Raw genomic sequence first — 12,985 nt, 5'->3', positions numbered from 1 at the left:
GCGGCCGGAGTGCTGGTCATGCGACCGCGTCCCGGCGTACCGCGTTCGGCTCGTCGGTGATCGCGACCAGGTGCGTTCGGGCGCTGGCCAATCCGGCGGCGAGATCGGACAGCTGTGCGCGGGTGGCTTCCACCACGATCAGCGCGGTGGTCCGGCGCGAACAGCGTTCGGCCAGATCGAGTCTGGTCAGGACCGCCGAGCGGTCCGCCGGACCGGTGAGCCATATCGTCTGTGCGACGGGCAGTTCGTCGAGAAACGCGTCGGCGGCCGCGCCCCAGGCATCGGGAAAGTCGATCGAGGCGGTATGGGTGCCCGCGGCGTGGCGCAGCTCAGGCGGTGCGATGCGGTCGCCGAAGGTGCGGCCGCCACGGGTGAGCGGCCGGGCCAGGATCCAGTCGTCGAGACCGTCCGCGGGCACCTCGCCGATCTCGGTCCCCGCATAGGCGGCCAGCCCCGCCCGAGCCAGCGCGGGCGCCGAATGCGCGAAGCGATCGATGCCGACCTTGCCCGCGCGGGTCATATACGCCAGCGTCAACTGCTCGAGCGGCAAATCGGTGCGGCCGGGGAACGATTCCCACCACAGCTCGCTGCGCCGGGCCACACTCTGCAAATGCTCGACCGCAGGTCGGCGCTCGAGCTCATAGCGCTCCAGAGCCGAAGCGAGATCATCGGATTCGCGCAGCGCGTTATCCAGCGCGATCGCGTCCTCCATGGCGAGTTTGGTCCCCGACCCGATGGAGTAGTGCGCGGTATGCGCCGCATCGCCGAGCAGTACCGTATTCCCGGTGTGCCAGCGCTCGCAGGACACGGTGTGAAAATGTGTCCAGCGCGTGCGATTGCCGATGAGTTGATGACCGTCGAGCGAGTCGGCGAATACCTTCTCCAGATAGCGCAGCGATTCCTCATCGGATTCGCCCGCTTCGGTTTTCATGGTGGTGCGGTCGAAACCGGCGTTGCGCCACGTCTGTTCGTCGGTCTCGATCAGGAACGTGCTGCGATCGGGCGCATAGGGGTAGGCATGCGCGACGAAGGTCCCGTGTTCGGTGGTGACGGGCACGAACACCGCACGCGGCAACGCGAATTCCGTTCCGCACCACAGGTATAGCCCCTTGCCCACCGAGATGTGCGGCTGCACCACCGCGGCCTGGGACTGCCGTGTCGCGCTATTGACACCATCGGCGGCGATCACCAGATCGACATCGAATTCCGCTGCGGTGCGCCGAGTTCCGAAATGCAGTCCGACCCCAGCCGCGCTCGCCGCATCCTGCAACACCTGCAACAGCCGGGTGCGCGCGATGGCGACCAGATTCCCATGCGGGTACACGACGGTCCGATCACCGACCGACATCGACATCTCGTGCGGATGGCATGCGGCCTCGATGGCATCGAACGAGGCGCTGTCCGCCTGGCGCAGATTGTCCTGCGTGCGGGCCGCGAGCCCGACCCCGAAGCCGAAAGTCGTATCGGGAGTGCCCTGTTCGTAGACGTCGACCTGCGCGTCGGGATGACTCTTCTTGATCAGCCGGGCGGTGTACAGCCCGCCGGGCCCGCCGCCGAGGACGGCTACCGTGTGCAGTTTCATTCGCAACCTTCCTGGGTTATGCGGTGGATTCGGACTCTGCGACCAGGGCCGCGACACTATTGCGCAGCCACTTCTTGTCGACCTTGCCGACATTGCTGCGTGGCAGGGCCTCGACCCACTCCAGATGTTCGGGCCATTTGTATTTGGCGACGCCGAGATCGCCGAGGTGGCGCTGAATCTCGCTCATACTCAACGGGATTCCGGTGGCGGACACCAGATAGGCGCATCCGCGTTCGCCCAGGCGTGGATCGGGCATCGCGACCACGGCGGCTTCGGTGATACCGGGATGGCGCAGCAGCAGCGTTTCGACCTCTTCGGCGTTGATCTTCTCGCCGCCGCGATTGATCACATCCTTGATGCGTCCCTCGATCGAGAGGTAGTCCTCGCCGTGCAAGCGCACCATCATGGCCAGGTCACCCGAGCGGTAGAAACCGTCGGAGGTGAAAGCGCCCGCATTGTGTTCGGCGGCATCGAAATAGCCGGGGATGGTGTACGGACCGCGGCAGCACAGTTCGCCGACTTCGCCGTGCGGCACCGGCGTTTCGGTGCCGGGGTCGAGCAGCCGGATTTCGTCCTCGGGCGAGATCACCGTTCCCACTGTGGCCAGCCGCGCGGATTCCGGTGCATCCCAGGGCGTTACGGTGAACAATCCCTCGGACATGCCGAACAGTTGTCCGGCGAGCGCGCCGTCGGCCTGCACGTGATCGAACAGCGACGGAGGCACTTTGGCTCCGGAGAGGATCACTCGCCGCAGGTGTTTGCGGGCGGGCACGAACCGCTCGTCGAAGACCGCGCGATACAGGCCATGACCCAGCAGTACATCGGTTGTCTCGGTCCGCGCCATCAACTCGAACGCCGTCTCCGGATCGGGAGTCGCCACGACCAAACAGCCGCCCACCGCGTGCGCGGCGTGCACCGCGCAGGAGATACCGGCGTTGTGCACCAACGGAATCAGATGCGCGACACGCGTGTCCTCGTCCCAGCCCAGTCGCTGCGCGTAGAGCAGACCGTTGTTCCAATACTCGGCGTGGATCCGCGGAATCACCTTCGGCACACCGGTGGTGCCGCCGGACAGCTGAAACGCGACCACGTCCTGTGGGTCGATCAGATCCTCGAGGTCCAGCACCACCTGGCGAGCGGTCGCCGCATCGATATCGACGCCGATATCCTCGAGCCGAACAGTCTCTGCCGCAGGCGAATCCGCGCCGACGGTGATGATCTGCCGGATCTGCGATTGCCCGCGAGCATGTTCGAGCGCGAACTCGACCAGATCGAATTTCGGTGTGCCCGCCTCGACGATATGAACCGTCGCCCCGACTTTGGCACTGATGTAGGAGATTTCGTGCATGCGATGCGCCGCCAGCGTAGCGACGGGCACCAATCCGGCCTTGATCACGCCGTACCAGGCCACCACGGTGTCGAGCCGGTTGGTGAGCTGCAGCAGCACGGGGTCATGCTGCCGCAGCCCCAACCGGACCAGACCGGCGGCGAGTTGGTCTGTGCGCCGGTCCAGTTCGGCATAGGAGAGCCGCCCGTCGGCCGAGATCACCGCGGGCCGATCGGGATGACGTTCGGCGACCTCGCGCAGTCGACGACCGGTGGGTGCGTCGGACCACGCGCCGCTGGCGCGGTAGTGAGCTGCTCGGTCGGCGGGGTAGCCGACCAAACGGCCGTTCCAATCGAAATGGGTCACGGGCGGAATCCTTGCTTATCCGATTCTCGAAAGATGGGGGGTTACTGGGCGGCGGCGGGAACCAGTCGCGCCAGTTCCAGGGCGTGGTCGGGATGATCGGCGGGCACGATGCCGCTGTAGATCGCGGTCCAGCAACTCGGGCAGCACAGCTGACGGAACACCACCGGGGCGTCGACATAGACACCGGGATCGGAGGTGACCTGCGGGCCCGCGTCACGCGAGGGACCCTCGTAGCGCGCCAGACGCAGTTCGGAGTCGGTGCGATTGTCTCCGAGCGCGTATCCGCACTGCGCGCACGCCACGATGTGCGCGTCGCCGACGGTGACCTCGGCGAGGTTGTCATCGAGCCGCCGAGCGTTGGTCAGATCCAGACGCGGGGCGTCGGTATCGACCGCGGTGGAACGTTCGCGCCGCAGATCCCGCAGCTGGTCGCGGCGCGCGGCGGTGCCGTCGATATCGATCTCGCCATTGGTGATGATGACGCCGTAGAGGTCCTCCACCGCGTCGATGGTCACCTTGCCTTCGCGCAGGTCCACGGCCACCGCGTCCGGATCGCGCAGCAGCGGATCACCGTAACCGCCGCCACCTTGCCAGTGCATGTAGAGCACCTGCCCCGGGGCCAGGAAGCTCTCGTCATAGCACTGCCCGAATTCGCGGCCTTCGCCCAACTCGGTGAGGCTGGCCGGAATTCGACCAGCCGCGAACTCCGCGGCGATATCGGCACCGCGCGCGAGGACTTCGACGCCGGTGTTGCCGGGGTAGCCGCCCGCCAGGCCCTGATTCTGCGCCACGGCCTTGCCCGCGGAGGCCAGCACCAGACCCATCGGCAGGCTGGTGCCGTACGGGGTGATGGCGACCGAGGCGCTCACACCACCGCGATGGCGTCCCGGACCGCCGGAGTCGGGCTCCTCACGCCGCCACAGCATCAGCAGCGGGTATAGGAATTCGGTCATCTCGGTATCGGGGACGCGGCCCATCGGGATGCAGAACAGGCCGCCGGTATCGATGCCGTCGGCGGTGGGGCGGCCACCGTAACCGCCCGCCATGGGCTCCATCATCACGTTGAGGAACGGCTGTGGCTGGGCCGGGCGCTCGTCGAGGCCAGCCAGCACCGCCGTATCCCAGGTACCGCAGCAGGCGGCCTGCACGCTCGAGCCCAAATCGACTGAGCGGTCGAGCATTTGGGACAGGCATTCGGCGACCAGCGTGCCCGTCAGCCAGGCGGGACCGATCGGCCCACGACTGACCGCCGCCGGGAAGGTGGCATTGTTGATGGTGCCGGGTTCGGAGATCAGATCGAAGCAGCGCATCAAACCGCCTGCGGACCAAGGGATGTCACCGGCCAGCACGGGCAGCAGCGCGAGCATGACACCGCCACGCATCCCGGCATAGGTGCAATTGATGACTCCGGCTTGGCGGTCGGTTCCGGTGAAGTCGAAGCTGAGGTGGTCTCCAGCCTTGGTCATGGCGAGGGTGATCTTGTGCAGATCTCGGTCCCCGCTGTGGGACTGGTCCTGATATCCGGTGGCTTTCCAGGTGCCGTCGGGCAAACCGGAAAGCTTTGTGCGCAAACGCGTCTCGGCATCGGCCATCATGCGCTTCATCACCGCTTTGACGGTGTCCGCGCCGTACTGCTCGATCACCGCGAGCAGGCGATTGCGCCCGACGGTATTGGAACCGACCTTGGCGCGCAGGTCCAGCCCGACCAGCATCGGCACCCGCGAGCGACGCACCCAGGCATCGGCGACATCGGCCTGCAGCACGCCCCCGCGCACCACCTTGATCGGCGGCGTGGGCAGCGCCTCGGCGAAGACGTCCTGCGCGGCGGGGGAGAAGGAGCCGAGTCCGAAACCACCCAGGTCGGGTTCGTGACAGATGGCGCTGGTCCAGGCGAAGAGTTTGCCCTCGTGGAAGACCGGCTGATAGACGATGACATCGTTCTGATGCAGTCCGCCACCGACCCAGGGGTCATTGCACAGGAACATATCGCCCTCGGCGATACCCGGATTGAGCGCGCGGTGTTGCAGCGTCCAGTAGATCGCGAGATCGACCGCACCGACCAGCATGGTGTTGTAGAGGCCGACCTGGACCTCCTGGCCGAGCTCGTCACCGATGGCGAAATCGAAGTCATTGGCATCGGTCACGATCGGCGAGCCGGACATGCGCTTGAGCGCCTCGCCCATCTCATCGGTGACCGACCAGAGGCGGTGCCGCACAACCTCATAGGTGAGCGGGTCGAGGGCGTCGATCTGCTCCTGGGTGACGGTGTGCACCGGCAGCGAGGGCGGGAGCGAGCGCAGCAGTTCGGCGGGGTCGACCGGGCGACTGGAGAACACTTCCGAACCGGGAATGGGCATGGTCATAACGGCGATCTCCTAGTTGACCGGGGTGATGGTGAGGTTGCCGAGGCGGTCGACGACGCCGACGGTCCGGTGCGGAATGACGACGGTCGTGGTCGGCACCTCGAGGATCGCCGGACCGGGAAGCACATGGCCCGCACGCAATTTGCTGTAGTCGTAGACATCGGTGTCGACGTAGCCGAGCTGGCCGTCCAGGCAGACCGGGCGGGTGCCGATCTGGGCGACCGAGGCGTCGGTGGAACCCGCACCCTCGAGTTCGGGGAGCTCGGAGGAGAACGGCAGCACGCCGGTCGCGCGGACCCGGAAGGTGATGGCCTGGATTCCGGCATCGCGGAAACCCGCGCCCTCGCCGTAGAGTTCGGCATAGCGCTGTTCGAAATTCGCTGTGGCAGTGGACATTGTGGTCGAGTCGAGCTCACCCTCGGGTACCAGCGTGGCGACCTCGGCGAGCTGGGCGCCGTAGCGCATATCGATCTCGCGTTCGACCTCGACACGGCTGAACGTCAGACCCTGGCGGCGCAGGGCCGCACGCACCCGCCGCTCGAGCTTGTGGAAGTTCGCCTCGGCGCGCGCGGGATCCATCGGCATGGTCGTCGGATCCGAGAGTTCCGCCGCCAGAACGACATTGGAGGCGGCCAGACCGTACGCGGAGAATGCCGAGGCCACCTGGCCGAGCGGCACGATCACCTCGCGCACCCCGATCTCGGCGGCGTAGGCGGCGCAGTGCGCGGGACCCGAGCCGCCGAAGGCGTAGAGCACGAAGTCGCGCGGATCGTGTCCGGCTTCGACGACGGTCTTGCGCAACAGATCACCGGTCTGGGCGTTCTGCACCGCGTAGATCGCGGCAGCGGCGTCTTCGACGCTCAAGCCGAGCGGTTCGGCGATGCGAGTCCGAATCGCTTCGCGGGCAAGGGATTTGTCGAGCGGCTTGCGTCCGCCGAGTAGACCGCGCTCGGGCAGGATGCCCAGTACAAGGTTGGCGTCGGCGTTGGTGGGCTCGGTGCCACCCTGTCCGTAACAGGCCGGGCCGGGCACGGCCTGCGCACTGTGCGGCCCGATCTGCAGGTTCCCGCCGGCGTCGAGCCAGGCGATCGCGCCACCACCGGAGCCGATGGCGTGCACCTGGAGGGTGGGGACATTGATCGGATGGCGATTGATGATGGTGGTGCTGGTGCGCACCGGTTCGCCATCCACGACGAGGCCGACCAGGAATGTCGTGCCGCCGACGTCGGTGGCGATGACATTGCGATGTCCGAGCTGCCGTCCCAGCGAGACCGCACCGACCACGCCTCCGGTCAGCACCGATCCGACGGTGCTGATCGCGTTATTGGGAGCCTCGGCCGCGGTCACCGCGCCACCGTTGCTCTGCATCACCAGCAGCGGGCCGGACAGTTTGCGTTCGCGCAGCCGGGTTTCCAGGGCACCGAGGTAGTCGCGCAGGCCCGGGCCGATCTGGGTGCTCATGATGGTGGTCGCGTTGCGCGCGAATTCACGGATGCGCGGGCTGATCTCGCTCGACAGCGCGACGTAGATGCTCGGGTCGATCTCATGCACCAGATCCCGGATGCGCTGTTCGTGCCGGGGATTGCGGAAGGACCACAGCAGCGATACCGCGATCGCCTTCAGTCCGTCGTCCAGTAGCGCGCGAATGGAATGCCGCGCGGCCTCCTCGTCGAGCGGGACGATGATATTGCCGTCCCGGTCCACCCGCTCGATCACCTCGAGCGCGTGCCGCTTGGGGATCAAACCGTGAGACTTGCTCTGCCCCATCACATTCTGTAGCTGTTCGGGCGCTCCGCCGAGGTAGCGGCCCTCCACATTCATGATGTAGATCGAGTCGCGGTGACCCTTGGTGGTCAGGAATCCGACCGGGGGCACATTGCCCATCACCAGCGCATTGAGCGAGGACGTCGTCCCGTGCGCGATGTGATGGGTATCGGCGAGCATCTCCTCGATGGGCCGCCCGAGCTGCTGGGCCAGCACCTCGAGCACATCGAGCACGCCCTCGGAGTAGTCCGGCGGGGTCGAGGGCGCCTTCGCCGCCACCACGGTTCCAGCGCCGTCGTCGAGGACGGCATCGGTGAACGTGCCGCCGACGTCCACGCCGATCACATAGCTCATGACCACTGCTTTCTATCTATGCCGAAGCGTACGTCTACGTTGACTTACGTTGCCGTCGAGTATTTGACGCGGACGACTGGATGTCAAGAGTGATTCGTGAACGGGGTCACATCCAAGACCTCAAATTACCAGCTCTACCAGCAGATTCCCGTTCTTCTAACACGTAAAATACTCGACATGTGCGTCAAAATAGTGGTTGACGGATCGCCGATCGAGTCGAATACTCAACGCATATGTCAATCACCAACCGGTGATCAGGGAGTGTGGAGGTACACCCGGATGGACACGCACCGAATCGGACTCGTGGTGCCCAGCTCGAACGTCACCGTGGAAACCGAGTTGCCACGGCTGCTCGGGCGGCACCGCGAGGCGCGATTCTCGTTCCACTCGAGCCGGATGCGGATGCAGGCGGTCTCACCCGAGCAATTGGCCGCGATGAACGCCCAGCGCGAACGCTGCATCCTCGAACTCGGCGATGCCGGGGTCGACGCGGTGCTCTACGCGTGCCTGGTCGCGCTGATGTCCGTCGGACCGGGCGAACACCAGCGCGTCGAGGGACTGGTGGCCGAGCAGCTGGCCACCGGCGGCAGTGCGGCGAAGGTGCGATCGAGCGCCGGTGCGCTGGTCGAGGGCATCAAGGCGCTCGACGCGCGCAGCATCGTGCTGGTCACCCCGTATATGCGGCCGCTGGCACAGCAGGTCGTGGACTACCTCGAAGCCGAGGGCATCGAGGTATTGGATTGGCGCGCACTGGAAGTCGCCGACAATGCCGAGGTCGGCTGCATCCCGGGCGAGCGCGTGCTCGAGGCCGCGCGCTCGCTGGATCGCTCGGGCGCGGACGCGCTGGTGATCTCGGCGTGCGTGCAGATGCCCTCGCTGGATCTGGTGCAGGCCGCCGAAGACGAATTCGGGCTGCCGGTGCTCTCGGCGGCCACCGCCGGGGCATACAGCCTGCTGCGTGCGCTCTCGCTGCCCGTCGACCTGCCCGATGCCGGGCGGCTGTTGCGCGCGGACGCGAACCTCACCGCCCTCGCCTGATTCGAGTATCGACCGGAGGAATCATGTCCCCACTAACCCATACCGTCCGCGGCGTCGATCACGTCGCCTATCCGACCTTCGATCCGGCCGGCACCGTCGAGTTCTACCGCGATGTACTCGGATTCCCTGTCGTGCACTCGATTTGCGCGGCGGGATGGGGTCCGGACAAGCATCCGGACTTCATCCACTTCTTCTTCGATATCGGCAACGATGATCGGCTGGCGTTCTTCTACTACTTCGGGACCACACCCTTCACCGACGGGCCGCAGGGCGACGCCTATTCGAGTTTCGGTGCCGACGTGCCGATCTGGTTCATTCGCTCGCGGCACCTGGCCATTCACGTGGACAGCCAAGACGAGCTGCTCGAATATCGGCGGCGGCTCGATGCCAGCTCCTGGCCGGTGGAGATGCAGATCCAGCACGAGACCATCGAATCGATCTACACCCACGACCCCAACGGGTACATGATCGAATTCACCAGGGCCATGCGGCCGGTCACGCCGCAGGAGGATCTGGACGCCAATATCACCATCGACGCGCTGGTCGATATCGTGCGGGCGGGCGATCCCACCATGGATAAGCTGCTGTGCCGCAAGGCCGATCTGATCACCGAGCGCGCGCAGGCCTGGCAGGACGGCCAATCCGCTTCCCGCGCTGGTGATGTCGACGCGGTGGTGAGTGCGCGATGACCACGCTGTACATGCTCGAGGTACCCGAGAACACTCCGATCGCGGCGGTCGCCGACGCCGATGCCGCGGTCACCGTGGACCGGGTTGGGCCGTATCTGCGGATCAGCGCCGACGGGCCGATCGTCATCGATCGGCGGGCGACCGGGGCTCGGCACGCCGTCTGGTATTCCAGCGTGGCGGGGCTCGCAGACTCTCGAATCACCCAGTGGGACAAAGACGCCATGCGAATCGAGCCGCGATGACCGAGACCGTACACCTGGGTGCGGGGCGCTATATCGAGGCGCGCGTCGCCCCCGACCGGACGGTGACCACCGTCCACGAGCTGGTCACCGCAGACGGGGCGAAGGTCTCCGGGGTGCTGCGCACCGTACCGGGGGCGAAAGTCGTTGTCTGTCTTATGCATCCGCGCCAGGACCTCACGCATCACGTGCTGGTTCCGGAACTGCTCGCGAGCGGGTTCGCGGTGTGGACGCAGGGCACGCGCTCGCCGAACAATGACATCAACCTGGTGCACGAGCAGGCGCTACTGGATGTCGCGGCGGGAATGCTCTTGCTGCGCAACCTGTTCAACACCGTCATCACCCTCGGGCACTCCGGCGGTGGCACGCTGTATGCCTTCTATCAGCAACAGGCCGCGCTCGCTCCGGAATCGCGGCTCACCCATACCCCCGCTGGGCGGCCGATCGATCTCGCGGGCGCGGAGATGGCGCTGCCGGATGCGGCCATTTTCCTTGCCCCGCACCCCGGTCAGGGAGCGTTGCTGCTGCGGTTGATCGATCCGTCGGTTTCCGATGAGGCCGATCCGCTCTCGGTAGACGCCAGTCTCAATCCCTTCGATCCGGGCAATGGTTTCGCCGAACCCCCGCACGCCTCGCAGTACAGTCCCGAATTCGTCGAGCGGTATCGCCGCGCTCAACGCGAGCGGGTGGCGCGCCTGGACGACATCGCCCGAACTCATATCGCCGAGACAGAGAGGGCGCGTGCACTTTTCGCCGAGACCAAGGATCCCGTATATCGCCGGGCGGTGCTCGCGCCGCGACTGCTTACCGTGTATCGCACCGACGCGGACCTGCGATTCACCGATCTCGCGCTGGATCCGAACGACCGGCCCTACGGATCACTGTTCGGGCGTCGACCTGATCTGACCGATTACGGTCTAGTCGGCTTCGGGCGCATCAGCACCCCCGACGCCTGGTTGTCGACCTGGTCCGGGTTGAGCAGCAATGCCGAATTTCTGCGCTGCGCACCGGGTGTGACGACGCCGACGCTGTTCATCGAGCTCACCGGTGATCAAGCCTGCTTCCCCGAGGATGCGAAGGCCATGGTGGACGCGCTCGGGGCTCGCGACAAGACATATCTGCGGGTGCCCGGCACGCACTTCGGCGGTGCCATCGCCGAAGGACAGCCCACGGGCGCGCAACTGGCCGCGGCCGAGATCGCCGAATGGATAGGCGGATTGGCCCGATGAGCGATCCGACGCAGGACTCACGCGTTGCGGTGGTGACCGGTGGCGGCAGCGGTATCGGGGCCGCGATCTCGACCCGGCTGGCCCGCGACGGCATCGCCGTCGCGATCCTCGATCGCGATGAAAACGCCGCCGGGGCAACCGCGGCGGCCATCGAGCGCGCGGGCGGCACCGCACTTGCGGTGGTCGCCGACGTCGCCGACGAATGCGCCGTCGACACCTCCATCGCGCGCATCGCCGATCGACTCGGCCCGCCCACCGTGCTGGTCAACAATGCCGGAATCACCCGCGACCACCTGCTTTTCAAGATGACCGTGCAGGACTGGGACGCGGTGATCGGTGTGCATCTGCGCGGCGCGTTCCTGCTCAGTCGCGCGGTGCAATCCCACATGGTCGACGCACGCTGGGGCCGCATCGTGAATCTGTCGAGCATCTCGGCACTGGGTAATCGCGGGCAGGCCAATTACGCCGCGGCCAAGGCCGGTCTGCAGGGATTCACCAAAACCCTGGCCATCGAACTGGGGCGCTTCGGCGTCACCGTCAATACCGTCGCGCCCGGCTATGTCGAGACCCCGATGACCGCGGCCATGGCGGACCGGCTGGGCATCACCTTCCAAGAGCTGGAAGCCGAACTGGCACAGCATGTTCCGATCGGGCGGATCGGACAGCCCGACGATATCGCTGCGGCGGTCGCCTTCTTCGTGCGTGCGGACTCAGGTTTCGTCTCGGGTCAGACGCTCTATGTCGCCGGTGGACCGGTCAACTGAGATGAATAGTGAAAATGGAGAGCACACAATGGGTTCCGCACACTTCGTAATCCGTGGGGCACGTGTCTTCGATGGCCGCGAGGTACTCGATCGCGCCGATGTATTGGTCAAGGACGGGCGCATCGCCGCCGTCGGCACGGTGGCTGCGCCGGTGGGAGCCGAGGTGGTGGACGGCACCGGGAAAACCTTGATTCCCGGGCTGATCGACGCGCACGCACACGCGAAACCGCCCGCATTGGCGCAGGCGATCGTCTTCGGCGTCACCACCGAACTCGATATGGGTTCGGACCCCAAGTGGATGCTCGGCGAGCGCGAAAAAGCCGCCGTGCGTGACGATGTCGCCGACGTGCGCTCGTCCTCGTTCGGTACGACGGTGCCGGGCGGGCACCCGTCCATGCTGATCGGATCCTTCTTCGAGGAACAGTTCCCGACCGTCAGCACGATCGACGATATCCCCGGGTTCGTCACCGATCGTCTCGCCGAGGGCGCCGACTACATCAAACTGCTGATCGACGACGGTTCCGCCATGGGTCATGACTCGCCGACCCTGAACCCGGCAATGGTCGCCGCCATCGTCGGTGAGGCGCACCGGCACGGCAAAATGGCGCTCGCGCACGTGACCACCCTCGAAGGCGCGCGTCAGGCCGTGGATGCGGGTGTCGACGGCCTGGTGCACCTGTTCATGGACACCGAACCCACCGCCGAGATCATCGAGCACATCCGGCAGGCCGGAATCTTCATCATCCCCACGCTGAGCACGCTGGGCTCACTGGCGGGGGAGACCACCGGCGAAGCCCTCGCCCACGACCCCCGAGTCAACAACCTTGTTCCCGATGCATGGCACGAAAACCTCTGTGCCTGCTGGAAATTGGGCGGCGAGTCCAAACTCGAATACTCCCTCGCGGCCGCACGCATGCTGCATGAGGCGGGGGTTCCGGTGCTCATGGGCACCGACGCCGCCAGCCTCGGCGTCTTCGGAACCGCACACGGCGTGAGTGCCCACGGCGAACTCGCCCTGCTGGTGCGCGCCGGACTCACCCCCGTCGAAGCCCTGCGCGCGGCAACCTCCTTGCCCGCCAAGCATTTCGGCCTCACCGACCGCGGAGCCATCGCCCCCGGCCTGCAAGCCGACCTGGTTCTCATCGACGGCGACCCCACCACCGATATCAGCACCTCACTATCGATCGACACCGTCTGGCGACGCGGCTCACGCCTCGACCGCGAGCACTACCGCGCCCAGCTCGCCACCTCGGCGGCCAAGGAATGAGCC

The 12,985-nt window shown here is 66.2% G+C and carries 10 protein-coding genes; 6 read left to right on the top strand and 4 right to left on the bottom strand.

Features of this window, described 5'->3' with window-relative positions; all coding sequences use genetic code 11:
* Nucleotides 1–16: 16 nt before the first annotated feature.
* Genes ACFC0O_RS16650 through ACFC0O_RS16635 form a run of 4 tightly spaced genes read right to left on the bottom strand, consistent with a single transcriptional unit; the run spans nucleotide 17 to nucleotide 7,756 of the window.
* Complete coding sequence (locus ACFC0O_RS16650; RefSeq protein ID WP_375958610.1) at nucleotides 17–1,582, bottom strand: FAD-dependent monooxygenase; 1,566 nt, start codon at nucleotides 1,580–1,582, stop codon at nucleotides 17–19.
* 16 nt (nucleotides 1,583–1,598) lie between these two features.
* Nucleotides 1,599–3,275, bottom strand: a complete 1,677-nt coding sequence (locus tag ACFC0O_RS16645; protein WP_375958608.1) for a (2,3-dihydroxybenzoyl)adenylate synthase — start codon at nucleotides 3,273–3,275, stop codon at nucleotides 1,599–1,601.
* A 41-nt stretch (nucleotides 3,276–3,316) separates the two neighbouring features.
* Nucleotides 3,317–5,638, bottom strand: coding sequence for a hydantoinase B/oxoprolinase family protein (locus tag ACFC0O_RS16640; protein ID WP_375958606.1), 2,322 nt, complete (start codon nucleotides 5,636–5,638; stop codon nucleotides 3,317–3,319).
* 12 nt (nucleotides 5,639–5,650) lie between these two features.
* The gene (locus tag ACFC0O_RS16635; RefSeq protein WP_375958604.1) at nucleotides 5,651–7,756 is read right to left on the bottom strand and encodes a hydantoinase/oxoprolinase family protein; all 2,106 of its coding nucleotides are present in this window, start codon (nucleotides 7,754–7,756) and stop codon (nucleotides 5,651–5,653) included.
* A gap of 279 nt (nucleotides 7,757–8,035) precedes the next feature.
* Between ACFC0O_RS16635 and ACFC0O_RS16630 the strand changes: the two genes are divergently transcribed.
* Genes ACFC0O_RS16630 through ACFC0O_RS16605 form a run of 6 tightly spaced genes read left to right on the top strand, consistent with a single transcriptional unit; the run spans nucleotide 8,036 to nucleotide 12,982 of the window.
* Nucleotides 8,036–8,794: a maleate cis-trans isomerase gene (locus ACFC0O_RS16630; protein WP_375958602.1), complete on the top strand. Its 759-nt coding sequence runs from the start codon at nucleotides 8,036–8,038 to the stop codon at nucleotides 8,792–8,794.
* A gap of 23 nt (nucleotides 8,795–8,817) precedes the next feature.
* The gene (locus ACFC0O_RS16625; RefSeq protein WP_375958600.1) at nucleotides 8,818–9,483 is read left to right on the top strand and encodes a VOC family protein; all 666 of its coding nucleotides are present in this window, start codon (nucleotides 8,818–8,820) and stop codon (nucleotides 9,481–9,483) included.
* A complete protein-coding gene (locus ACFC0O_RS16620; protein WP_375958598.1) occupies nucleotides 9,480–9,725 on the top strand; it encodes a hypothetical protein in 246 nt (81 codons plus the stop codon). Before ACFC0O_RS16625 ends, ACFC0O_RS16620 begins: the two co-directional genes overlap by 4 nt.
* On the top strand, nucleotides 9,722–10,951 hold the full coding sequence (locus ACFC0O_RS16615; protein ID WP_375958596.1) for an alpha/beta hydrolase: 1,230 nt from the start codon (nucleotides 9,722–9,724) through the stop codon (nucleotides 10,949–10,951). The genes ACFC0O_RS16620 and ACFC0O_RS16615 overlap by 4 nt, the downstream gene beginning before the upstream one ends.
* On the top strand, nucleotides 10,948–11,715 hold the full coding sequence (gene fabG / locus ACFC0O_RS16610) for a 3-oxoacyl-ACP reductase FabG (protein ID WP_375958594.1): 768 nt from the start codon (nucleotides 10,948–10,950) through the stop codon (nucleotides 11,713–11,715). Before ACFC0O_RS16615 ends, fabG begins: the two co-directional genes overlap by 4 nt.
* Before the next feature lie 28 nt (nucleotides 11,716–11,743).
* Nucleotides 11,744–12,982 (top strand): amidohydrolase family protein, encoded by a 1,239-nt coding sequence (locus ACFC0O_RS16605; protein WP_375958592.1) that lies wholly within the window; start codon nucleotides 11,744–11,746, stop codon nucleotides 12,980–12,982.
* The last annotated feature ends 3 nt before the right edge of the window (nucleotides 12,983–12,985 follow it).

It is taken from the genome of Nocardia sp. NPDC056100 (genome assembly GCF_042266325.1).
Lineage (GTDB): Bacteria > Actinomycetota > Actinomycetes > Mycobacteriales > Mycobacteriaceae > Nocardia.
This window is presented reverse-complemented; position numbering and strand designations above follow the sequence as displayed.

Excerpts from the sequence above, each read along its gene's own strand:
- ACFC0O_RS16650 (WP_375958610.1), bottom strand. The coding sequence starts at position 1,582 with ATGAAACTGCACACGGTAGCCGTCCTCGGCGGCGGGCCCGGCGGGCTG.
- ACFC0O_RS16640 (WP_375958606.1), bottom strand. The coding sequence starts at position 5,638 with ATGACCATGCCCATTCCCGGTTCGGAAGTGTTCTCCAGTCGCCCGGTC.
- ACFC0O_RS16635 (WP_375958604.1), bottom strand. The coding sequence starts at position 7,756 with ATGAGCTATGTGATCGGCGTGGACGTCGGCGGCACGTTCACCGATGCC.
- ACFC0O_RS16630 (WP_375958602.1), top strand. The coding sequence starts at position 8,036 with ATGGACACGCACCGAATCGGACTCGTGGTGCCCAGCTCGAACGTCACC.
- ACFC0O_RS16625 (WP_375958600.1), top strand. The coding sequence starts at position 8,818 with ATGTCCCCACTAACCCATACCGTCCGCGGCGTCGATCACGTCGCCTAT.
- ACFC0O_RS16620 (WP_375958598.1), top strand. The coding sequence starts at position 9,480 with ATGACCACGCTGTACATGCTCGAGGTACCCGAGAACACTCCGATCGCG.
- ACFC0O_RS16615 (WP_375958596.1), top strand. The coding sequence starts at position 9,722 with ATGACCGAGACCGTACACCTGGGTGCGGGGCGCTATATCGAGGCGCGC.
- fabG (WP_375958594.1), top strand. The coding sequence starts at position 10,948 with ATGAGCGATCCGACGCAGGACTCACGCGTTGCGGTGGTGACCGGTGGC.
- ACFC0O_RS16605 (WP_375958592.1), top strand. The coding sequence starts at position 11,744 with ATGGGTTCCGCACACTTCGTAATCCGTGGGGCACGTGTCTTCGATGGC.